Source organism: Nonomuraea sp. NPDC050783, from assembly GCF_040802095.1.
Lineage (GTDB): Bacteria > Actinomycetota > Actinomycetes > Streptosporangiales > Streptosporangiaceae > Nonomuraea.
This window is the reverse complement of sequence record NZ_JBFAHK010000006.1, coordinates 310,889-330,995: the sequence shown is the minus strand read 5'-3', so window position 1 is coordinate 330,995 and position 20,107 is coordinate 310,889. Positions and strand designations below refer to the sequence as shown.

Here is a 20,107-nt window from a genome sequence, read left to right as displayed (position 1 = left end):
CTCGTCCGCTGTGCCCTGACCGTCCGTGGCGTGGTGTTTTGCCGGTTCCTGACCGTCGTTCTGGCACCGTGGAGTATGGCCATCATGGGGGAAGAACGCTGGCACACCGCCATCCGGGACCGCGCCGCGACGCTGGCCTTCCCGGAGTGGACGCCGTGTGCCGAGGATCGGGCGCAGCTCCATACGGGGTTCATCGACGACGGCACGCCCTACACCGAGGTGTCGGTGTACCGGGAGCACGGCGGCCGGGAGCGCATCCACTATCGCCGCTACATCGCCGAGGAACTGCACCATTTCTGGACCCGGCTGATGAGCGAGTCCGGCGGGTCCGAATGGGCCGAGCAACCCGGACGCGCCGGGTAGCCGGACACGCGGGTGCCCCGCGGCCGTGAGCCGCAGGGCACCCACTCGCCGGACGTCAGACCTGGTTGCCCGGGGTGTTCCTCACGTCCTCGGGCTTGGCGCCGTTCGACTTCTTGTCAGAGGCGGCGCTGCGGCCCTGGGGCATGCCCTTGGTCTTGCCCTTGGTCTTGTCCTTGGCGCCGCTCTTGGTCTTGCGCGCGTCGTTCTGCACCATCGGTGCTTCCTTTCCTGCGTCCTGCGTTACGAGGAGTGACAGTGGTGTTACCCCTCGTACATGCGGATGCCCTCCGGCAAGGTCGCTAGACGGCGCACCTATCAAGATGCGACAAAACACTTTAAACAACGCCAAGTCCGGTGCCGGGCGTGCCGGTCCGGGCGGCTCAGTCGGCCAGCGCGTACTTGCCGAACAGCGGCGCGTAGCCGGTGGGGAGCTGGCTGATGAGATGGTTGAGCTCCCCACCCGAGATCGCTCGGCGACGCGGCGGCAGAACTCCTCCGCCCCGAAGTGCCGATCGGGCGGTCCGGGTCGGTGTCGATGGCCGCCTACCGGCCGCGCGACCCGCTGAACCCGCCCCACCGGGGGCCTCTACCGGGGGCGCCGCCAGGGACGCTCAGGCGACGGTGCTCAGGCGACGGTGCTGTCGAGCGCGCTCCCGCCGGGGCAGGGCGGCTGGGCGGGCACGCCGGAGATCGCGGGCAGCAGAGCGCCGGCGGCGCCGGTGAGGTCGAGCAGGCGGGCCAGCGTGCCGTGCGCGCCGATCAGGAACAGCGAGCCGCCCCGCTCCCGCGCCTCGTCCCGCTGGAGGAGCAGCGCGCTCAGGCCGGCGCAGTCGCAGAAGCGGAGGTTGGCGGCGTTGATGACGATCCTGACGATGCCGCGCGCCATCAGGTCCTGGCAGGCGGCGGTCAGGCGCGGGCGGGTCAGCAGGTCGAGCTCGCCGTCGAGCCGCACCACGGCATGGCCCTGTCGTTCCTCGACGTGGACGGTCAGCCAGTCGGGGGCGGCGGCGGGCGAGCAGCCCTGCCGGAACACGTCGGTCGTCATCGACATCACACGGCTCCTGTCACGACGAGGTCGAGGGGGAGGTCGAGAGGCAGGTCGAGGGGGAGGTCGGACGGAGGGCAGGGCCGGCCGGGAACGCGCAGGCCCCGCCCGCCGGAGGAGCGCACCTGCGTCATCGGTCTTCTCCTTGTCAGCGCCGGGGTGAACGGGGGAAGTCCCCTGGACGAAATACTATTACTGAAAAGTTTTTCATGAAAGTGGGATCGCCAAGCCTGCTGGAGATGAAGGTGCGGAGTACGCCGGGTGAAGGGCCGGGGCGCGCGGGCCGGCAGGCCGTCGGCGCAGGTCAGCTCGTCGGCCCGGGTCAGTAGGCCGTCGGCCCGGAGTGGCCCATGTACAGGCGCAGGCGGGAGCGGCCGTCCGGGTGGTCGAGGACGACGCGGTCGCAGACGGTGCGGATGACGTACAGGCCCATGCCGCTGGTGGGGTTGGGCTCGGGGGTCTGGCGCAGGTGCTCGGGGCGCAGGGTGCCGCCGTCGTCCACGATCTCCACGACGATGCCCTGCTCGTCGCCCCGCGCGGTGAGCGTGCCGCCGCCCCCTCCGTGGTCCAGCACGTTGGTGACGGCCTCGTTCACCGCCAGGATGAGCAGCTCCACCCGCTGGGCGACCATGCCGAAGGCCAGGGCGTAGTCGCGCACCAGCGCACGGACCGCGGCCAGGTCCGTGGTGATGGGGATGCTTAATTCGAGCAGGTCGCTCAACGTGTCGTGTCCCGTCTTGTCAACGTGCCGCGGCTCACGGGTAGATCTGTCCAGTATGAGGCCGTGCGCCGGTCCGTACGGCAGGGAACTGCCCCCTTCCCCGCGGAGGCGGCGGTCATTCCGGGTGTGACAGCCCGCTCGTGGCGTGGTCGAGATCGTCGTAGGCGGGCAGCACCTCCACCAGCCGGGTGATCTCCAGCAGGGTCGTCAGGTTGGCGCTCGCCCGGATGAGACGCAGGCCGCCGCCTCGTTCCTGCGCCTGCTGGTGGGCGATGAGCAGGGCGCGCAGGCCGCTGGAGTCGCAGAAGGACAGGTTGCTGAGGTCGCACACGATGTGTGGCCGCGCGGCGGCCTCGAGTAACTCCCGCAGGGTGCGCCACAGCTCCGGCTGCGTCTGCCGGTCGAGCTCTCCCCGCAGGGTCATCAGCCAGTAGCCCGCCCGGCGCACCACCTCGACCGCGAATGCCGTCACCGCTGTCCCCTCTGGTTCGGGGCCGTCGCGGCGCTCGCGCGGCGGCATGGCGGCAAGCCTACGCGGGCCCGGGCCCGCACCGCACGGCTCCGCACCGCGCGGGCCCGGGGTTGCGGGCCCGTGGTCGCGGGCCCGCGCCGCCTTCCGGGGCGGTTACCAGGTGACCCAGACCTCCTGGAGGCCGCCGGACATGCCGCCGGTGCGCAGCCGCAGGTCGGACGGGTGGTCGCGGAGGCGCAGACCCGGCAGGCGGCCGGCCAGCAGGCCGAGCACGACCTGGAGCTCCACCCGGGCCAGCGGTTGCCCGAGGCAGTAGTGCGGGCCCGCGCCGAAGGTGAGGTGCTGGGCGTTGTTCGCCCGCCGCGGGTCGAAGCGGTCGGGGTAGGGGAACTTGCCCGGGTCGCGGTTGGCGGCCGGGATGTGCGGGATCACGGTGGTCCCGGCCGGCACGCCGGTCCGGCTCAGCTCGGCGTCCTCGGTGACGAACCTGGGCACCCCGCCGAGCACCGACAGCGTGCTGTCCAGGCGCAGCACCTCCTCGACGGTGCCCGGCACGAGGTCGGGGTCGTCCACGACGTCCTCGAAGCGGTCGCGCTCGGCCAGGAGCATCGCCATCATGATGGAGATCATGTTCGAGGTCGTCTCGTGGCCGGCCAGCAGCAGCCCGCGCACGGTGGAGACGAGCTCGTCACGGCTCAGCCGGCCGTCCTCGGCGTCGGTGACCTGGGTCAGCTCGCTGAGCAGGTCGTCGCCGGGGTGGGCGCGGTTGCGGTCGATCAGGTCGGAGACGTACGCGTCGAACTCCTGGTAGGCCGTGTCCACCTCGTCCTGCGTGAACCGGGTGAGGGTGAGCATGACCTGGGACCAGTGCGCGAACTTGTCCTGGTCCTCGCTCGGCGCGCCGACCAGCGCGCAGATGACCCGCACCGGCAGGGGCAGCGCCAGCCCGGCCGACAGGTTGCCCGGGGAGCCCTTGGCCAGCATGGCGTCCAGCAGGTCCTCGGCCATCGCCTGGATCCTGGGCCGCCACACCGCCATCTTGCGCTGGGTGAACCAGCCGCTGAGCAGCCGCCGCCACCGCAGGTGGTCCTGCCCGGCGCGCATGGCGGCCGAGCCGGTGCGGCGGCGCCTGAACAGGCCGCCGTCCTCGGTGGTGGCCAGCCGGGCGGCGTCCTCCCTGGCCAGGTCGCGGCTGAAGCGCGGGTCGGTCAGCACCGCGCGGGCGTCGTCGTAGCGGGTGACCAGGGTGGCCACGTCGCCGCTGGGCAGCCGTACGTGCGCTACCGGGCACCGCTCGCGCAGCTCCGCGAGCTGCGGCGGCGGCTCCAGCGCGGTGGGGCGGTCGAACGGGAACTCGGGGATCGCGTCGGCCATCGCATTGCCCTTCGGGGGGAAGTCCGGCCCCCCGAATATAAGATGATCATCTGATCGGGGCAATGGCCCCGCCGCCCGCCCTCGCGGGCGAGGGTCGCGAGCCCGCCGGCGACTCCAGGTTGTCTTCGCCCTCGACTGGGTAAGTGCGGAGGTCATGTCGGAAGGAGGCGGCGTGAGCCGAGGTGGTTCTCAGGAAGCGACCCTGGCGGCCCTGGCGGCCAACATCGGGATCGCGGTGACGAAGTTCGTGGCGTTCTTCTTCACGGGTTCGTCGTCGATGCTCGCCGAGGGCATCCATTCCGTGGCCGATTCCGGTAATCAGGGGCTGCTGCTGTTCGGACGGTCCCGCTCGGAACGCCGGCCCACCCCCGCCCACCCGTTCGGTTACGGGCGCGAGCGCTACTTCTACGCGTTCCTGGTGTCGGTGGTGCTGTTCTTCGGCGGCGGCCTGTTCGCCCTGTACGAGGGCTACGAGAAGATCACCCATCCGCATCCGCTGGAGAGCTGGCCGTGGGCGGTGGGGGTGCTGCTGGGCGCGATCGTCATGGAGGGCCTGTCGCTGCGCACCGCCGTCCGCAACGCCAACAAGCTGCGCAAGGACCGCTCCTGGACCCGCTACATCCGCGACGCCAAGGCCCCGGAGCTGCCGGTGGTCCTGCTGGAGGACGCCGCCGCCCTGACCGGCCTGGCCTTCGCCCTGGTCGGTGTCACGCTGGCCCTGCTGACCGGCAACACCGTCTGGGACGGCCTGGGCTCGGTGGCGATCGGCGTGCTGCTGATCATCGTGGCGGTGACGCTCGCCAGGGAGACCAAGAGCATGATCATCGGTGAGGCGGCCGCGCCGGAGATCCAGCGCTCCATCGAGGACGTGCTGCGCAACGACGACGTCATCGCCGGGTTCACCCAGCTCCGCACCATGCACCTGGGCCCGGAGGACCTGCTCGTGGCCGTCCGCGTCACCATCGCCGACCACCGGGAGGCCGAGGCGGTGGCCGAGGCGCTGGGCAAGACCGAGCAGCGCATCCGCGACCGCGTACCGATCGCCTCCGCCGTCTACCTCCAGCCCGCCCCGCACGAGGCCGGGCACCCGGACGCCGGGTGAAGCGCCCGGCCGTCAGGTGAAGCGGCGGTAGCTGACCGGGCGGCTGTCGGCGGCCACGGTCCCGATCGTGACCGAGGCCCCCGGGTGCGGCGCGTGGATCATCTTGCCGTCGCCCAGGTAGATCCCCACGTGGCTGGCGGGGTGGCCGAAGAAGACCAGGTCGCCGGGTTGCGGCGAGCTCACCGGCTTGCCGCTCGCCTGGTAGCCGGCGGCGGTGGTGTCGCCGATCTTGATGCCGGCCTGGTTGAGCACGTAGTAGGCGAGCCCGCTGCAGTCGAAGGCCGACGGGCCGTTGGCGCCCCACACGTACGGCTTGCCGAGGTGCAGCTTGGCGGCGGCCACGATGCGCGCGCCGGTGCCGGTGCCCGGGTCGAACGACAGCGGCGTCGGCGGCGGGCCGTCACCCGCGTAGCCGGCCGGGGTCGCGGCGGGCGCGGACCCGCCGCCGCCCGATCCGCCGCCCGATCCGCCACCGCCGCCGCCCTGGAAGGCGGTCTTCGGCACCGGCGCCGGCTGCCAGTCGACGGTGTGGCCCGGCCCCGGCACGAACGTCTGGTCGCCCGGCGCCTTGATCATCGCGAACGTCGCCGAGCGGTCGCCCAGGAACTTCTTGACGTCCTTCATGGCCTGGGTGACGGCCGTGCCCGCGTCCTCGCCGTGCGGCCTGGCGTCGGACAGGGCCCTGGCGACCTTGGGCGAGACGGCGGCGACGTAGGCGTCGTGGTCGTCGTCGGGATGGCTCTGCTGGTAGGCACGCACGTCGTCCAGCAGCGTGCCGCAGATCGAGGAGATCTTCGACTTCGCCGTCTCCAGGGCGCGGGCGGCGTTGTCGAGGGCGCCGGCGCTGCTGGTCAGCGCGTCGTGCAGGGCGCCGCCCGCCCGGTCGTAGCCGCCCATGTACGTGACGAAGGCCTCCGCCGAGGCGCCGTTCCACGCGGTGTCCACGTCGCGGACCGCGGAGCTGATCCGCCCGGCGTGGTCGTCCACGCTGCGGGCGGCGCCGCGCCACCGCTCGGCGATGCCGCGGATGGCCCCGGGGTCGCCGCTGACCTTGCGCAGCAGGCCGGCCAGCTCCTCGCCGCCGCCCGGCAGCGCGGCCACCTGCTCGGCCACGCCCATTACGCGTCCGCCCCGCCGGCCACCTCGGCGGTGCGGACGTTCTGCCGCACCTTGTCCAGCGCGCGTTCGACGCCTTCGAGCTTGCCGCGGGCGGAGCCCAGCTCGGCGTCCACCTCGTTCTCGACGGAGTCCACGGCGCCGGCCAGTCCTGAGGAGTCGGCCAGCCTGCCGAAGATCGTGGAATCGGTGGCCGTCGCCGGATAGCCGGCCACCAGGTCGGAGATCTCCTTCGCCACCCGGCGCGCGGCGGAGCCGCACTCCTCCAGCGCCTGGAAGTGGAGGCCGAGCCCGCCCATCGACAGCCACCTCGCCGTTCTCGTCGCGATCTTCGTTCGTGCCGTGTCCATCTTGCCCCAATGTCCCCCTGCGGCGCACCCGTCCTTCGAGAAGAGGGCGGGACGGCGCACCCGTCCTGGAGAAGAGGGCAGGGCGGCGCTCCCCCCGCAACACACCCGTCCTTCGGGAAGACGGCGGGACGGTGCTTCCGTCTCTGGGGCAGACGGCGGTCAGTGGGGGCGGGGCGGGTGGTGGGGGGTGTGGAGCAGGCGGCCGAGCCGGCCGGTCAGCGGCAGCAGCAACCTGCGCTCGGGGCCGCTCAGCGGGCGCGCGGTCCGGTAGTGGACCGACACCATGCCCATCACCTCCCCGTGCACGCCGAACATGGGCGCGGAGTGCACCATGCGCACCCCGGCCGTCAGCAGCGCGCGCGAGGCCGAGGTGCCGGCCATCCGCGGGTCCCGCTCGACGTCGCGCACCACCACCGACCGGCCCAGGGCCAGGGCCTGGCCGCACACCGAGCGATCGTCGTCCACGACCGCGAAGAAGTCCAGGAACGTCCGGTCGAAGCCGTGCTGCGCGGCGATCGTGAGCCCGCCCGCCGCCTGGTCCATGAGCTGCACGTTGCCCATGTCGGCGCGGGTGATCTCCAGGACGGCCTGCAGTCCGGCGGCCAGCACGGTGCCGCGGTCGGCCTGGTCGAGGCAGGGCAGCAGGAAGCGCCGCAGGGCGTTGCCACCGGGCTCCTCGCCCTGGAGGCCCTTCCCGCCGTCGCTCATGATCCGCACCCGCTCCACCTCCCGTCGCGCGTTCTCCTCCATGGCGCGGAAGCGGCGCCACCGGAACTCGGTGTCGGCCTGTAGCTGGACGGTGCGGCGCAGGGCCGCTCGCGCCTGCTCGATCAGGTGCTCGGACCTCTCGCGGAGACCCCACAGGCCCTGGTTCATGGTTGAAGTCTCGCCGGTCCTCCGCCGGCACGCCATACCTCTCACACCAAGGTCGCCGGAGCGGGAGTGTCCGCCGTATCGCTGCGGCCCGGGGGCCGTTGCTGGTAAGGGTGGACCATGATCTTTTTCAGCCGGGCGGTCCGGGCCGCCGTGCTCGCGTTCCTGGTCGTGCCGTTAGCCGTCGTCCTCACCGCGCCGCAGGCGGCGGCGGAAGGCGGGCCGGCGGCGCGCGCCCGGCGCCTGCTGGACCAGCTGAAGGTCGCCAGGCCGCTGCCCATCCGCGGCTACAGTCACCGGCGGTTCATGCCGCGCTGGGCGCACCACAAGGGCACGTGCGACGCGCGCGAGACGGTGCTGGCGCGCGACGGGCGGCGGGTACGCAGGAACGCGGCCTGCCACCCGGTCAAGGGCGTCTGGTACAGCCCGTACGACGGCAAGTGGCTCAGGAGCGAGAGGCAGGTGGACGTGGACCACGTCGTGCCGCTGGCCTACGCCTGGCGCTCGGGGGCCAGCCGGTGGAGCCAGGCCAGGCGGCGGGCGTTCGCCAACGACCTCGTCCGGCCCGAGCTGATCACGGTCAGCCACTCGGCGAACCTGGCCAAGGGCGGCCAGGGCCCGCAGAGCTGGCGCCCGCGCCGGCGCGCCCACTGGTGCCGGTACGCCACCTCGTGGATCGTCGTCAAGCACCACTACCGGCTGTTCGTCACCCGCAAGGAGAAGGTGGCCCTGCTCAACATGCTCCGCACCTGCCGGTGACGCGCCCGGCCCCGCCGCCCCGAGGCGCGCTCCTCACAGCCGCAGGTCGGCGAGGTCCACGGTGCCGGCCATGACGCCGGCGCCGGCGTCGTTGAGGTGCATCCCGTCGCCCGCGTCCAGGTCGGGCCGGATGAAGTCGGGGTCGCCGGGGTTCTCCACGGCCCGCGCGACGTCGAAGACCGCGTCGAACGCGCCGCCCGCGCGGATCCACTCGTTCACCCGGCGGCGCGCGGCCAGCCCCTCCGGGGTGCTGACGCCGGGGTAGATCGCGCCGGCGAACGGCCCGACGGTGGCGGCCAGCACCCGCAGTCCCGCCGCGCGCACCCGCCCGGCCAGCTCGGTGAACCCGGCGATCAGGTCGTCGGCCGTCGCGGGCGGCAGCCCCGCCATGCCGGGCAGGCCCAGGTCGTTGATGCCGAGGTTCACCAGGACGTGGGTCGCCCCCGGCACCGACAGGGCGTCCCGCTCCAGGCGGGCCAGGGCGTGCTCGCCCACCTCGTCCACCAGCAGCCGGTTCCCCGCGATGCCCTGGTTGACCACCCAGCCGCGCTCCAGCCGCCGGTTCAGCACGTCCACCGAGCGCCGGTCGGCGCCCATCGTGGTGCCCACGCCCTCGAACCAGGAGTCGCCGAACGCCACGGCGACCGCCGTGCCGGCCGGCGCCTCCACGTCCACGCCGGACACGTAGAAGCGGGCGGGCACCTGCTCCGCGCCGGGCAGCTCGGGGGCGTCCACCCGCTCGCCGGGAGCGACGTAGGCCGTCTCCATCGGCTGGTGGGAGAAGGTCGCCGGCTCCGTCGCCTCCGGCAGGTAGAGGCTCACCACCAGGTGCGCGCCCGCCTCGACGGCCAGGTCCACCGGGTCGCCGGTCACCTCGCCCCCCGCCGGGACCGTCACCTCGCCGGCGCCGCCGAAGCGCACCTCGCGCCGGCTGCCCGGCACGATCGCGTCGCCCGCCGCGCGCAGCGCCACCCGCGCGGCGCCGATCGTCAGCGGGGCGCGGCCGTAGCGGTTGGTGAGCCGCAGGCGTACCCGCTCGCCGCCGCCGGCCATCAGCAGCGCCTGGCGTACGGTCTCGTCGCGGAAGGCGCGCGGCTCGGCCAGCTTGATCTCCTCGTAGGGGCCGATGACCCCTGTCCTGAAGCCCGCCACCCACGTACGGGCCGGGCCCTGGATGACTTCGGACATGACACGTTCTCCTTCGTTCCGGTACGGCGCCCGACCAGCCTGGGGCACGCCGCCTCCCCCAGCCAGACCCCCGCCTTGCCTACGCAAGCATTGATCACCCGGCTCGCTAGCATGGTCCGGCGTGCGCCAGGAGACGGGTAAGGACACAGAGCTCGCCGCGTTCCTGCGGTCGCGGCGGGCCCGGCTGCGGCCGGCGGACGTCGGCCTGCCGGCGTCCGGGGAGCGGCGGCGGGTGGCGGGGCTGCGCCGCGAGGAGCTGGCCGCGCTGGCCGGGGTGAGCATCGCCCACTACACGCGGCTGGAGCAGGGCAACGCGCGCAACGTGTCGGCCGGCGTGCTCGACGCGGTCGCCCGCGCGCTGCGGCTCACCGATGACGAGCGGCTCTACCTGCACCGCCGCGTCCATCCCTGGCTCGATCCCGAGGCCGCGCCGCCGCCGCGGGAGGCGCCTGCGGTCCGCCAGGGGCTGCGCCAGCTGCTGTCCTCCCTGGAGGGCGTGCCGGCGCTCGTCCTCGACAGCGACACCACCGTGATCGCCTGGAACCGCATGGGCGCGGCCCTGTTCGCCGACTTCGCGGCCCTGCCGCGCGAGCGGCGCGCGATCACCCACCTGCTCTTCCTGGACCCGGACTTCCGGCGGCTGCACGGCGCAGCCCTGCCCCGGGTCGCCCGCGAGGCGGTCGCGCACCTGCGCACGCTGGCCGCCCGCTACCCGCGCGACGCGGCGCTGGCCGCGCACATCGCCCGGATGCGGGCGGCCAGCGCCGAGTTCGACGAGCTGTGGAACGCGCTGCACGTACGAGGGGTGACGCACCGCGTCTACCGGCTGGAGCATCCGCAGGTGGGCGCCATCGAGGTGCACGGCGAGCTGCTGCCGCTGCCGGACGACCCGCCGCTGCGCCTGGACGTCTTCACCGCCGCCGACGGCTCGCCGTCCCGGGAGGCCCTGCGGCGCCTGGCCGCCGTCAGCACGCGCCGGCCGTCGGAGGGCTGCTGAGCCCCCGTCCCGCGCGGCGCGTCCCTCAGGGGAGGACCAGCGGGAGGCGGCGCACGCCGGTCATGGTCGCCGTGGGCATGAACAGGACCGGGTCCTCCGGGTCGGTGCGGAGGGGGTTGATCCGGTCGAGCAGGATGTTCAGCGCGACCCGTCCCTCCAGGCGGGCCAGCGGCGCGCCCAGGCAGAAGTGGATGCCGCGCCCGAAGCCCAGGTGCGGGTTGGGGTCGCGGGCGGGGTCGAAGACGTCCGGGGCGGGGAACTGCCGGGGGTCGCGGTTGGCCGAGGCGATCCACACCAGGATCAGGCTGTCGGCCGGGATCGCCACGCCGCCCAGCTCGGCCGGGCGCGTGGTGGAGCGGCCGAGGGCGGCGAACGGGGTCAGCAGCCGCAGCGACTCCTCGATGACCGCCGGGACCGTGGCGCGGTCGGCCCGCGCCCTGTCCTGCTGCCCGGGGAAGGCGTCCAGGCACAGCACCGTGTTGCCGAGCAGCATCGTCGTGGTGATGTGGCCGGCGAGCAGGAGGATGATCGCGAAGTTGACCACCTGGTGGTCGGGCAGGCGCTCGCCGTCCACCTCGGCCTCGACGAGCCTGGTGAGCAGGTCGGCGCGCGGGTGGCGGCGGCGTTCCGCGGCGTGCTCGGCGAGGTAGGCGGACATCTCCTGCCACGACCCCATCGTGGCCTCGATGCTCGCCTTCCGCATCGCCTCCATGTCCACGGCCTGCCCGTCCACTGCCTGCCCGTCCACTGCCTGCCCGTCCACTGCCTGCCCGTCCGGCGGCGGGTCGGCCAGCGAGACCTGGGCGTCGCGCTGGAACAGCGCGTCGGCCCACCGCTTGAACAGCTCGCGGTCGCCGGCGGGCACGCCCAGCAGCTCGGCGATGACGATGACCGGCAGCGGGTAGGCGAGGTCGGCCACCAGCTCCAGCCGGCCGCGCTCGCGTGCCGCGTCGAGCAGCTCGTGCGTGAGGGCGGCGATCCTGGGCTCCAGGTCGGCGACGACCTTGCGGGTGAAGGCGCTGCTGACCAGTTTGCGCAGCTTGCCGTGCTCGGGCGGGTCGATCTGGGTGATGAAGCCCTCCATCGAGAACTCGTCCGGCAGGAGGTCCTTCGGGACCAGGCGGGTGGTGTCGGACGAGAACGTCACGGGGTCGGCCAGGATCTCCTGGGCCTCCGGGTAACCGTGGACGTTCCACATGCCGGTGCCGGCGTTGAACGCGACCGGCGGGCCCGAGCGCGGGCCGCGCAGCCAGAAGTGTTGCTCGGGGATGTCGTACCGCTCCACGAGGTCGGTCATCGTCTCTCCCTGGGTTGCCGGCGACCGTCAGCGTGCTCCGCCTCGGTACTCCTGCCAGCGCTGGATCATTTCCTTGGCGTCGTCCTCGGTGAAGGCGAAGAAGTCGCGGGTCTCCTGCATCCGCGCCCGTTGCTCGGCCCGGTCCTCGTCCAGCACGGACAGGCCGAAGTCCAGGACCTCGACACCCATCCGCAGGCCGGCGAGCTGGACCCGCAGGACGTGCTCCCACCCGCCGTGGACGATCCGGTAACGGTGCTCCCTGCCGGGGGCGGGCACCCGCTCGACCATGCCGGCGCTCTCCAGCTGCCGGGCGACGGTGCTGACCGCGGTCTTGCTCAGGCCCAGCTCCGCGGCCAGCTCGGTGAGCGAGCGGTGCGGCGGGTCGCAGACCATGAGCCAGGCGTACAGGCGGCCCATGCTGCGCGTGCCTCCCAGCCGCTCCATGACCAGGCCGACCCGGTCGACGAACTCGCTCTCCCGCGGCTCCAATGTCAACTTCGCGCCTTTCGTCAAGTACGTACTTTACGAACGGTACGCCGCGGACGGCGGCCGGGCAAGGGCTCCGCCCCGCCGCGCCGCGAACCTCCGGCATTGCATGGCCATGCATAGGTGTGTATATACTTCTGCTCGTGTCCAAGGTACTCACCTCCCTGCCTGTCGGTGAACGAGTCGGGATCGCCTTCTCCGGCGGTCTCGACACTTCGGTAGCGGTCGCGTGGATGCGCGAGAAGGGTGCAGTGCCGTGCACCTACACCGCCCAGATCGGCCAGTACGACGAGCCCGACATCGACTCCGTCCCGGGCCGCGCCACCGCGTACGGCGCCGAGATCGCCCGCCTGGTCGACTGCCGGGCCGCGCTCGTGGAGGAGGGGCTGGCGGCGCTGGCCTGCGGCGCGTTCCACATCCGCTCCGGCGGCCGCACCTACTTCAACACCACCCCGCTCGGCCGGGCCGTCACCGGCACCCTCCTGGTGCGCGCCATGCTGGAGGACGGCGTGCAGATCTGGGGCGACGGCTCGACGTTCAAGGGCAACGACATCGAGCGCTTCTACCGCTACGGCCTGCTGGCCAACCCCTCCCTGCGCATCTACAAGCCGTGGCTGGACGCCGACTTCGTGCACGAGCTCGGCGGCCGCAAGGAGATGTCGGAGTGGCTGCTGGCCCACGGCCTGCCCTACCGCGACAGCACCGAGAAGGCCTACTCCACCGACGCCAACATCTGGGGCGCCACCCACGAGGCCAAGTCGCTGGAGCACCTCGACACCGGCATCGAGATCGTCGAGCCCATCATGGGCGTGCGGTTCTGGGACCCCGAGGTGGAGATCGTCCCCGAGGACGTCACGATCGGCTTCGAGCAGGGCCGGCCGGTGACCATCAACGGCAAGGAGTTCGCCTCCGCCGTCGACCTGGTGCTGGAGGCCAACGCCATCGGCGGCCGGCACGGCCTCGGCATGTCCGACCAGATCGAGAACCGCATCATCGAGGCCAAGAGCCGCGGCGTCTACGAGGCGCCGGGCATGGCGCTGCTGCACGCCGCCTACGAGCGGCTGGTCAACGCCATCCACAACGAGGACACCCTGGCCGGCTACCACGTCGAGGGCCGCAAGCTGGGCCGCCTGCTGTACGAGGGCCGCTGGCTCGACCCGCAGGCGCTGATGCTGCGCGAGTCGTTGCAGCGCTGGGTCGGCATGGCGATCACCGGCGAGGTGACCCTGCGGCTGCGCCGCGGCGAGGACTACTCGATCCTCGACACCTCCGGCCCGGCCTTCAGCTACCACCCCGACAAGCTGTCCATGGAGCGCACCGAGGACTCCGCCTTCGGCCCGGTGGACCGCATCGGCCAGCTCACCATGCGCAACCTCGACATCGCCGACTCCCGGTCCAAGCTGGAGCAGTACGCCCGGCTGGGCATGGTGGGCGGCGGGCAGCCGAGCCTGGTCGGAGCGGCGCAGGCCGCCTCGACCGGCCTCATCGGCGCGATGGCCGAGGGCGGCGCGGAGGCCATCGCCTCGCGCGGCACGGCGGCGGAGGAAGAGGAGCTGCTGGACCAGGCCGCGATGGAGTTCGGCACCGACTGACCGGCGCCGACTGACCGGCGCCGGCCGACTCGCGCCGGCTGAGCTGATGGGTGCCCGCCCGGCCCGCCTCCCTCAGGGCGGGCCGGGCGGGGTTCAGGCGGGCCTGGACGGGAGCAGGCGGGCCGCGTCCAGGGCCAGGGCCAGGTCCACCACGTCGCGCGGGCGGGTCAGGGAGCGGCCGGTGAGCTGCTCGATGCGACGCACCCGGTTGACGATCGTGTTGCGGTGGCAGAACAGCCGGGCCGCGGCCCGGGCGGCCGAGCCGTCGCAGGCGAGCCAGGTCTCCAGCGTCGTCAGCAGTGTGTCGCGGTCGGCGGGGTCGAGCGCGAGCAGCGGGCCGAGCGCGCTGTCCAGCAGGTGGAAGGCCAGGTCCGGGCGGGTGATCATGAGCGCGGCGGGCACCCGGGCGTCCAGGCGGGCGATCTCGGGGCCGCCGTCCACGCAGGTCCGCATGGCCAGCAGCGCCAGCTCGTGGGCGGCGCCCAGCTCGGCCAGGCCGGGGACGACCGGGCTGACCCCGGCCACGCCGCTGACGATGAGGCTCAGCTCCCGGCACAGGCCGTCGAGGCCGCCCTCGCCGAGCACGGCCACGGCGACCTCGTGGCCGGTGCGCATCCGCCACAGCAGCCGCGTGCCGTCCAGGGCCTCGGGCGGGCGGGCGTCGTCCTGCCGGGCGTCGTCCTGCCGGCCGCCGCCGCGCACGGTGATCACCGCGTAGCGGGCGTGCTCGGGCAGGTCGAGCGCGGCCGCGGCGGCGCGGACCACGCCGGCGTCGGCGGTGCCGTCCAGCAGCGCGTCGAGCAGCGCGTTGACGCGCTCCCTGCTGCGGCCCAGGATCTCCTGCTCGCGCCGGTTGTAGGTGTCGCAGGCGACCATGGACTGCCGGTCGATGGCGTGCCAGACGTGGCCGGCCGCGCGGACCAGGACGCTCAGCCGCTCCGGGCGCTCGCGCTCCATGTGCTCCACGAGCGCCGACCAGACGACCTGCCCGGCCAGGCGGTACATGCGCAGCAGGGAGTCCAGCGGCAGCCCCTGCTCGGCCCGGCGCCGGGCCATGTTGGCGGTGAAGACCAGGTCGCGCCGCTCCGAGGGCTCCTGCAGGATCGCGGTGAGCCCCAGCCGCACGCCTTCGAGCGCGCTCTTCCAGTGCTCGTCGTAGGGCACGCAGGCGCAGTACACCTCGTCGCCTGCGCGGGTGCGGTCGACCAGCTCGCCGGTCAGCTCGGGCAGGTGCTCCAGCAGGACCACGGCGGCGGTGCGCAACGTCTGGCGGACGTCCTCGTCCACGACCGTAGGGGGACGCATTCCACGAGGCTGCCATCGCGTCCCGCTCCAGAACAAGGCTCTGTAGCGTTTTGTGATCTGGCGTTGTGCGGCTGCACAACGCGGGCCCCGCCGCGGTGGGCAGGCCGCCTGACTTCGCTCCGGCATCTGGACGACGGCGCACGTCAGCGGTTTGGGTGAGCCGGCATGGGGTCTTGGGAGGAGGGCGCATGACCGAGCAGCGCGCCGAGCTGAGCGCCGAGCTGAGCATCAGCGATCTCGTGGTGGACTACGGCCCGGTCCGCGCCCTGGACGGCGTGTCGATGCGCGTCCCGTCCGGCGCGGTCGTGGCCGTGCTCGGCGCGAACGGCGCCGGGAAGACGACGCTGCTGCGCGCGATCTCGGGAACGCTCCGCTTCCAGCGCGGGCGGGTGGTGCGGGGCACGGTCGAGCTGGACGGCACGCGCGTCTCCGGCCTGCCGGCCGCGGCCGTGGTCCGGCGCGGCGTCACGCACGTGCCGGAGGGCCGGCGGGTCTTCGCCCGCATGACGGTGGAGGAGAACCTGCGCGCCGGCGGGCTGGGCACGCCCCGGCGGGAGGCGGCGCGGGCCAGGGAACGGGTGCGCGAGCTGTTCCCGGTGCTGGCCGAGCGCTCCCGGCAGCCGGCCGGGCTGCTGTCCGGCGGCGAGCAGCAGATGCTGGCCATCGGCCGGGCGCTGATGGCCGGGCCGTCGGTGCTGCTGCTGGACGAGCCGACGCTCGGCCTGGCGCCGCAGATGGCGGCCAGGATCGCCGCGACGGTCAGGGCGATCAACGCGGCGGGCACATCGGTGCTGCTGGTCGAGCAGAACGTGGCCACGGCGCTGGCGCTGGCCTCCTACGCGTACGTGCTGGAGGTCGGCGGCGTGGCGATGGAGGGACCGGCGGCCGAGCTGGCGGCCAGCGACGAGGTCAGGCGCCGCTACCTGGGCGTCAGCGAGGAGGCGCCCGCCGGGTTCCAGGCCAGGGCGGCGCTGTCGAGGTGGTCCGCGTGACCGGCACATACCAACCGGACGGTATGCCACCGCTGGAGGTCCGCGACGTGACGGTCCGCTTCGCCGGGCTGACGGCGCTCGACGGCGTCGGCTTCACCGTCGAGCCCGGCACCGTCCACGCGCTGATCGGCCCCAACGGGGCGGGCAAGTCCACCTGCTTCAACGTGCTGTCCGGCGTCTACCGGGCCACCTCGGGCAGCGTCCGGCTGGGCGAGGCCGAGCTGACCGCGCTGCGCCCGCACCAGGTGGCCGCGCTCGGCGTGGCCCGCACGTTCCAGAACATCGCGCTCTCCCCGCGCCTGCCGGTGCGCGACAACCTGCTGCTGGGCCGCCACCGGCTCACCCGCGCCGGTTTCGTGGCGGCCGGGCTGCGCCTGCCGCGCGCCCGCCGCGAGGAGCGCGCGCACGCCGCCCGGGTGGCGGAGATCGCCGCCTTCGTGGGGCTCGGCGACGTGCTCGCCACGCCGGTCGGGCTGCTGCCGTACGGGGTGCAGAAGCGTGTGGAGCTGGCCAGGGCCCTGGCGATGGAGCCGCGGCTGCTGCTGCTGGACGAGCCGGTCGCCGGGATGAACAGCGGCGAGCGGGTGGAGATGGCCGAGCTGATCGTGTCGGTCAAGGAGAGCCTGGGCATCTCGATCCTCCTCGTCGAGCACGACATGGGCCTGGTCATGCGGCTGGCCGACCGGGTGACCGTGCTGGACTTCGGCCGCCGCATCGCCGACGGCCCGCCCGCGCGGGTGCAGAACGACCCCCGGGTCATCGGCGCGTACCTGGGCACCGAGGAGGGTTCGTGATCACGTTCCTGGAGCTGCTGGTCAACGGGATCTCCATCGGAGCCGTGTACGCGCTGATCGCGCTCGGCTTCGCCGTCATCTTCAAGGCCACCGAAGTGGTGAACTTCGCGCACGCCTCGCTGCTGCTGGCCGGCGGCTACGTGGTGGCGCGGCTGCACGGGCAGCTCGGCTTCTGGCTCGCGCTGCTGGCCGGGATCGCGGTGGCCGCCGTGCTCGGCGCGCTGGTGGAGTTCCTCGTCATCCGCCGCTCCAAGGCCGCCACGCACAGCGTCCTGGCGATCGTGACGATCGGCGTGGACATCGTGCTGACCACCGAGCTGACCCGCCGGATCGGCACCGAGGTACTGGCCATGGGCGACCCGTGGGGCTCGCGGGTGGTGCACCTGGGGCCGGTCCCGGTCGCCGAGACCCGGCTGGTCGCGCTGGTCACCGCGGCGCTGCTGATCACGGGCTTCCTGCTGGCGTTCAAGTTCACCGGCTGGGGCGTGGCGATGCGGGCCACCGCCGAGGACCCGGAGACCGCCGCGCTGATGGGCGTGCGGCTCGGCCGGGTCTCGCTCAGCGCGTGGGCGGTGGCCGGGGCCCTCGCCGCGGTGGCGGCGTTGTTCCTGTGCGTCTTCCCCACGCCGGGCCTGGACCGCGGCGCGTCGCTGGCGGCGCTCAAGGCGTTCCCCGCCGCCATCCTCGGCGGCCTGGACTCGACCACGGGCGCGCTGGTCGGCGGCCTGGTCGTGGGGGTCACCGAGGCGCTGATGACGGGCTACCAGAACGACCTGGCCTTCCTCGGCCGGGGGATCGGCGACGTCGCGCCGTTCCTCGTCATGATCGCCATCCTGCTGCTGCGGCCGGCCGGCCTGTTCGGGACGAAGGAGCTCGCCCGTGTCTAGGATCCTGCTCTGGGCCGTGGCCGTGGCCGCCTTCGTGGCGGTGCCCTTCTACCTGGAGGGCTTCTGGCTGCAGGCGGGCCTGTTCGCGATGGCGGCCGCGGTCGGCGCGATCGGCGTCAACCTGCTGACCGGCGCGACCGGCCAGCTCTCCATGGGCCACGCGTTCTTCCTGGCGGTGGGCGCCTACGCCTACGTGTACTTCGCCGCCGAGCCCACGGGGGCGCTGGGCGGTCTGGGCCTGCCCACGCCGCTGGCCGCCGTGCTGGCCGTGGCGCTGGCCGGCGTGGCGGGCGGGCTGTTCAGCCCGATCGCCGGGCGGCTCAAGGGCGCCTACCTGGGCATCGCCACGCTGGCGCTGATCTTCCTTGGCCAGCACCTGCTGTTCAACGCCACGCCGGTGACGGGCGGCTTCAACGGCCGCGCCGTGCCGCCGATGGAGCTGTTCGGGTTCGCCTTCGCCGACGCGCCCGAGCTGGTCGTCATGGACGTGCCGTTCGGGACGCTGGAGCGGCTGTGGTTCCTGGCCGGGCCGGTGCTGCTGGCGGCGGCGCTGTTCGCCCGCGGCGTGCTGCGCGGCCGGCCGGGCCGGGCCATGAACACCATCCGCGACCACGAGATCGCCGCCGGGGTGATGGGCGTGCCGGTCACCCGCTACCGGGCCGGGGTGTTCGTGTTGTCGTCCATGTACGGCGGCCTGGCCGGCGTGCTGCTCGCCCTGGTCTTCCAGCGGACCGTGCCCGACTACTTCGGCATGCTGCTGTCCCTCGACTACCTGGCGATGATCGTGATCGGCGGCCTCGGCTCCGTGGGCGGCGCCGTGGCCGGAGCGGTCTTCGTCTCCCTGCTGCCGCAACTGCTGACCCGCTACAGCGACGCCCTGCCGCTGGTGGCCGCGCCGGGCTCGGGCGGCCTCTCCCCCGCCGAGGCCGCCCGCATCCTGTACGGCGCGGCCGTGGTCGCGGTCGTGCTCTTCCTGCCGGGCGGCCTGTTCGGCCTGGCCGCCCCGCTGCGCCGCAGGCTGTCCGGCCTGCGGCTGCCCCTGTCCTCCGATCCCGTCCCGTCCCCCGAGACCAGGAGCTCACATGTCCAGTAACCGCAAGGCCGCCGCCGCGCTCGTGTCGCTGGCCCTGGCCGTCACCGTCACCGGCTGCGCCAGCGGCAAGGCCACCGGCGGCGGCCAGGCGAGCGCCACCGGCGGCGACGGCGTCAGGACCGGCCCCGGCGTGACCGCCGACACCATCACCCTGAGCCTGCTCACCGACCTGACCGGCCCGTACGCCTCGCTCGGCAAGAGCCTCACCCAGGCCCAGCAGCTCTACTTCGAGCAGGTCGGCAAGGCGGGCGGGATCTGCGGCCGGAAGATCGAGACGGTGGTGCGCGACCACGGCTACGACGCGCAGAAGGCGATGGCCGCCTACGCCGAGGTCGCGCCGCGCTCGGCCGCGATCCCGCAGTTCATCGGCTCGCCGATGGTGACCGCGCTCAAGGACAAGATCACCTCGGACAAGCTGCTCACCATCCCCATGGCGTGGGCGACCGGCCTGCTCGGCAGCGAGGCCATCCAGGTCACCGGCACCACGTACGACGTGGACATGATCAACGGCGTGGACTTCCTGGTGAAGGAGAAGGGCCTCAAGTCCGGCGACAAGATCGGTCACCTGTACTTCGAGGGCGACTACGGCGAGAGCGCCCTGGCCGGCTCGAAGTACGCGGCCGGCAAGCTCGGCCTCACCGTGGTCGAGCAGAAGATCAAGGCGACCGACCAGGACATGACGGCGCAGGTGGCGGCGTTCAAGAAGGCGGGGGTCAAGGCCGTGCTGGTGTCGGCCGGCCCGCGCCAGGCCGCCTCGCTGGTCGGCGTGGCCCTGGCCGGCGGGATGGACGTGCCGTTCATGGGCAGCAACTCGGCCTACAGCCCGCAGCTGCTCGACACGCCGGCCGCGCCCGCGCTGCTGAAGGACTTCTCCTACGTGACCGCCGGCGCCCCCATCAGCGAGCCGCTGCCCGCCTACCAGAAGCTCATCGCCGACTACCAGGCCAAGTACCCCGGCCAGCCGCTCGACAGCGGCGTCGCGGCCGGCTGGACCGCGGCGGTCATCGTCGGCGACGCCCTGCGCAAGGCGTGCGAGAACAAGGACCTGAGCCGGGCGGGCATCATCGCGGCCCACCGCTCGCAGAAGGCGTGGGAGGCCGGGCTGGGCGGCACGCCCATGGACTTCAGCGTCTACGACCGGCCGGCCTCGCGCTCGTCCTACATCGTCAAGCCCGACAAGGAGGCGATCGGCGGCGCCAAGGTCGTCAAGCCGGCCGCCGTGTCCGAACTGGCCGAGGGGTACACCGTCCCCGCGGCCGGCTGAGCCCGGCCGGGCGCCGGGCCGGACGCCGGTCCAGGGG

The 20,107-nt window shown here is 73.3% G+C and carries 23 protein-coding genes; 10 read left to right on the top strand and 13 right to left on the bottom strand.

Features of this window, described 5'->3' with window-relative positions; translation table 11 throughout:
* The first annotated feature begins 84 nt into the window (after positions 1-84).
* Entirely contained in the window at positions 85-363 is a 279-nt protein-coding gene (locus AB0H75_RS19025) for a hypothetical protein (RefSeq protein WP_367797754.1), read from the top strand.
* A 55-nt stretch (positions 364-418) separates the two neighbouring features.
* Here AB0H75_RS19025 and AB0H75_RS19020 read toward each other — a convergent pair whose 3' ends face one another.
* The 6 genes from AB0H75_RS19020 to AB0H75_RS18995 form a co-directional block, all read right to left on the bottom strand.
* Positions 419-577 (bottom strand): hypothetical protein, encoded by a 159-nt coding sequence (locus AB0H75_RS19020; protein ID WP_367797752.1) that lies wholly within the window; start codon positions 575-577, stop codon positions 419-421.
* 411 nt (positions 578-988) lie between these two features.
* Positions 989-1,414: an STAS domain-containing protein gene (locus tag AB0H75_RS19015; RefSeq protein ID WP_367797750.1), complete on the bottom strand. Its 426-nt coding sequence runs from the start codon at positions 1,412-1,414 to the stop codon at positions 989-991.
* Positions 1,414-1,542 (bottom strand): hypothetical protein, encoded by a 129-nt coding sequence (locus AB0H75_RS19010; RefSeq protein WP_367797748.1) that lies wholly within the window; start codon positions 1,540-1,542, stop codon positions 1,414-1,416. The genes AB0H75_RS19015 and AB0H75_RS19010 overlap by 1 nt, the downstream gene beginning before the upstream one ends.
* Before the next feature lie 188 nt (positions 1,543-1,730).
* Complete coding sequence (locus AB0H75_RS19005; RefSeq protein WP_367797746.1) at positions 1,731-2,129, bottom strand: ATP-binding protein; 399 nt, start codon at positions 2,127-2,129, stop codon at positions 1,731-1,733.
* A gap of 115 nt (positions 2,130-2,244) precedes the next feature.
* Positions 2,245-2,601: an STAS domain-containing protein gene (locus AB0H75_RS19000; protein WP_367797744.1), complete on the bottom strand. Its 357-nt coding sequence runs from the start codon at positions 2,599-2,601 to the stop codon at positions 2,245-2,247.
* Positions 2,602-2,754: 153 nt separating this feature from the next.
* Complete coding sequence (locus AB0H75_RS18995) at positions 2,755-3,975, bottom strand: cytochrome P450 (RefSeq protein ID WP_367797742.1); 1,221 nt, start codon at positions 3,973-3,975, stop codon at positions 2,755-2,757.
* A gap of 172 nt (positions 3,976-4,147) precedes the next feature.
* On the opposite strand from AB0H75_RS18995, the gene AB0H75_RS18990 reads away from it, so the two are divergent.
* Positions 4,148-5,077, top strand: a complete 930-nt coding sequence (locus AB0H75_RS18990; RefSeq protein ID WP_367797740.1) for a cation diffusion facilitator family transporter — start codon at positions 4,148-4,150, stop codon at positions 5,075-5,077.
* A 12-nt stretch (positions 5,078-5,089) separates the two neighbouring features.
* Here AB0H75_RS18990 and AB0H75_RS18985 read toward each other — a convergent pair whose 3' ends face one another.
* The 3 genes from AB0H75_RS18985 to AB0H75_RS18975 form a co-directional block, all read right to left on the bottom strand.
* Positions 5,090-6,196, bottom strand: a complete 1,107-nt coding sequence (locus AB0H75_RS18985; RefSeq protein ID WP_367797738.1) for an NlpC/P60 family protein — start codon at positions 6,194-6,196, stop codon at positions 5,090-5,092.
* On the bottom strand, positions 6,196-6,543 hold the full coding sequence (locus AB0H75_RS18980; protein ID WP_367797736.1) for a hypothetical protein: 348 nt from the start codon (positions 6,541-6,543) through the stop codon (positions 6,196-6,198). The genes AB0H75_RS18985 and AB0H75_RS18980 overlap by 1 nt, the downstream gene beginning before the upstream one ends.
* Positions 6,544-6,702: 159 nt before the next feature.
* Entirely contained in the window at positions 6,703-7,419 is a 717-nt protein-coding gene (locus tag AB0H75_RS18975) for a GAF domain-containing protein (protein ID WP_367797734.1), read from the bottom strand.
* Between the two features lie 117 nt (positions 7,420-7,536).
* On the opposite strand from AB0H75_RS18975, the gene AB0H75_RS18970 reads away from it, so the two are divergent.
* Positions 7,537-8,175, top strand: a complete 639-nt coding sequence (locus AB0H75_RS18970; RefSeq protein ID WP_367797732.1) for an HNH endonuclease family protein — start codon at positions 7,537-7,539, stop codon at positions 8,173-8,175.
* A gap of 33 nt (positions 8,176-8,208) precedes the next feature.
* Here AB0H75_RS18970 and AB0H75_RS18965 read toward each other — a convergent pair whose 3' ends face one another.
* The gene (locus AB0H75_RS18965; protein WP_367797730.1) at positions 8,209-9,363 is read right to left on the bottom strand and encodes a GDSL-type esterase/lipase family protein; all 1,155 of its coding nucleotides are present in this window, start codon (positions 9,361-9,363) and stop codon (positions 8,209-8,211) included.
* 121 nt (positions 9,364-9,484) lie between these two features.
* Here AB0H75_RS18965 and AB0H75_RS18960 point away from each other — a divergent pair, with 121 nt between their 5' ends.
* A complete protein-coding gene (locus AB0H75_RS18960; protein WP_367797728.1) occupies positions 9,485-10,360 on the top strand; it encodes a helix-turn-helix domain-containing protein in 876 nt (291 codons plus the stop codon).
* 25 nt (positions 10,361-10,385) lie between these two features.
* On the opposite strand, the gene AB0H75_RS18955 is transcribed toward AB0H75_RS18960, so the two are convergent.
* Together AB0H75_RS18955 and AB0H75_RS18950 are read right to left on the bottom strand one after the other, a co-directional pair.
* Positions 10,386-11,657 carry a cytochrome P450 gene (locus tag AB0H75_RS18955; protein WP_367797726.1) on the bottom strand — a complete coding sequence of 424 codons (1,272 nt, stop codon included), beginning with the start codon at positions 11,655-11,657 and terminating at the stop codon, positions 10,386-10,388.
* A 27-nt stretch (positions 11,658-11,684) separates the two neighbouring features.
* On the bottom strand, positions 11,685-12,152 hold the full coding sequence (locus tag AB0H75_RS18950) for a GbsR/MarR family transcriptional regulator (protein WP_367797724.1): 468 nt from the start codon (positions 12,150-12,152) through the stop codon (positions 11,685-11,687).
* A gap of 134 nt (positions 12,153-12,286) precedes the next feature.
* Here AB0H75_RS18950 and argG point away from each other — a divergent pair, with 134 nt between their 5' ends.
* Complete coding sequence (argG, locus tag AB0H75_RS18945) at positions 12,287-13,735, top strand: argininosuccinate synthase (RefSeq protein ID WP_367797722.1); 1,449 nt, start codon at positions 12,287-12,289, stop codon at positions 13,733-13,735.
* Positions 13,736-13,828: 93 nt separating this feature from the next.
* On the opposite strand, the gene AB0H75_RS18940 is transcribed toward argG, so the two are convergent.
* On the bottom strand, positions 13,829-15,040 hold the full coding sequence (locus tag AB0H75_RS18940) for a helix-turn-helix domain-containing protein (RefSeq protein WP_367797720.1): 1,212 nt from the start codon (positions 15,038-15,040) through the stop codon (positions 13,829-13,831).
* Positions 15,041-15,228: 188 nt separating this feature from the next.
* Here AB0H75_RS18940 and AB0H75_RS18935 point away from each other — a divergent pair, with 188 nt between their 5' ends.
* The 5 genes from AB0H75_RS18935 to AB0H75_RS18915 are packed head-to-tail and all read left to right on the top strand — an operon-like array spanning position 15,229 to position 20,070.
* On the top strand, positions 15,229-16,032 hold the full coding sequence (locus tag AB0H75_RS18935) for an ABC transporter ATP-binding protein (RefSeq protein WP_367797718.1): 804 nt from the start codon (positions 15,229-15,231) through the stop codon (positions 16,030-16,032).
* A 23-nt stretch (positions 16,033-16,055) separates the two neighbouring features.
* Entirely contained in the window at positions 16,056-16,826 is a 771-nt protein-coding gene (locus AB0H75_RS18930) for an ABC transporter ATP-binding protein (RefSeq protein WP_367798188.1), read from the top strand.
* Entirely contained in the window at positions 16,823-17,713 is an 891-nt protein-coding gene (locus AB0H75_RS18925) for a branched-chain amino acid ABC transporter permease (RefSeq protein ID WP_367797716.1), read from the top strand. Before AB0H75_RS18930 ends, AB0H75_RS18925 begins: the two co-directional genes overlap by 4 nt.
* Entirely contained in the window at positions 17,706-18,806 is a 1,101-nt protein-coding gene (locus AB0H75_RS18920; protein WP_367797714.1) for a branched-chain amino acid ABC transporter permease, read from the top strand. The genes AB0H75_RS18925 and AB0H75_RS18920 overlap by 8 nt, the downstream gene beginning before the upstream one ends.
* Positions 18,796-20,070 carry an ABC transporter substrate-binding protein gene (locus AB0H75_RS18915; protein WP_367797712.1) on the top strand — a complete coding sequence of 425 codons (1,275 nt, stop codon included), beginning with the start codon at positions 18,796-18,798 and terminating at the stop codon, positions 20,068-20,070. Before AB0H75_RS18920 ends, AB0H75_RS18915 begins: the two co-directional genes overlap by 11 nt.
* Positions 20,071-20,107: the final 37 nt, after the last annotated feature.

Coding starts and splice junctions, on each gene's coding strand:
- AB0H75_RS18995 (WP_367797742.1), bottom strand. CDS start 3,975: ATGGCCGACGCGATCCCCGAGTTCCCGTTCGACCGCCCCACCGCGCTG.
- AB0H75_RS19015 (WP_367797750.1), bottom strand. CDS start 1,414: ATGTCGATGACGACCGACGTGTTCCGGCAGGGCTGCTCGCCCGCCGCC.
- AB0H75_RS18930 (WP_367798188.1), top strand. CDS start 16,056: ATGCCACCGCTGGAGGTCCGCGACGTGACGGTCCGCTTCGCCGGGCTG.
- AB0H75_RS18980 (WP_367797736.1), bottom strand. CDS start 6,543: ATGGACACGGCACGAACGAAGATCGCGACGAGAACGGCGAGGTGGCTG.
- AB0H75_RS19010 (WP_367797748.1), bottom strand. CDS start 1,542: ATGACGCAGGTGCGCTCCTCCGGCGGGCGGGGCCTGCGCGTTCCCGGC.
- AB0H75_RS19020 (WP_367797752.1), bottom strand. CDS start 577: ATGGTGCAGAACGACGCGCGCAAGACCAAGAGCGGCGCCAAGGACAAG.
- AB0H75_RS18985 (WP_367797738.1), bottom strand. CDS start 6,196: ATGGGCGTGGCCGAGCAGGTGGCCGCGCTGCCGGGCGGCGGCGAGGAG.
- AB0H75_RS18915 (WP_367797712.1), top strand. CDS start 18,796: ATGTCCAGTAACCGCAAGGCCGCCGCCGCGCTCGTGTCGCTGGCCCTG.
- AB0H75_RS18965 (WP_367797730.1), bottom strand. CDS start 9,363: ATGTCCGAAGTCATCCAGGGCCCGGCCCGTACGTGGGTGGCGGGCTTC.
- AB0H75_RS18940 (WP_367797720.1), bottom strand. CDS start 15,040: ATGCGTCCCCCTACGGTCGTGGACGAGGACGTCCGCCAGACGTTGCGC.
- AB0H75_RS18955 (WP_367797726.1), bottom strand. CDS start 11,657: ATGACCGACCTCGTGGAGCGGTACGACATCCCCGAGCAACACTTCTGG.
- AB0H75_RS18935 (WP_367797718.1), top strand. CDS start 15,229: ATGACCGAGCAGCGCGCCGAGCTGAGCGCCGAGCTGAGCATCAGCGAT.
- AB0H75_RS18970 (WP_367797732.1), top strand. CDS start 7,537: ATGATCTTTTTCAGCCGGGCGGTCCGGGCCGCCGTGCTCGCGTTCCTG.
- AB0H75_RS19025 (WP_367797754.1), top strand. CDS start 85: ATGGGGGAAGAACGCTGGCACACCGCCATCCGGGACCGCGCCGCGACG.
- AB0H75_RS18975 (WP_367797734.1), bottom strand. CDS start 7,419: ATGAACCAGGGCCTGTGGGGTCTCCGCGAGAGGTCCGAGCACCTGATC.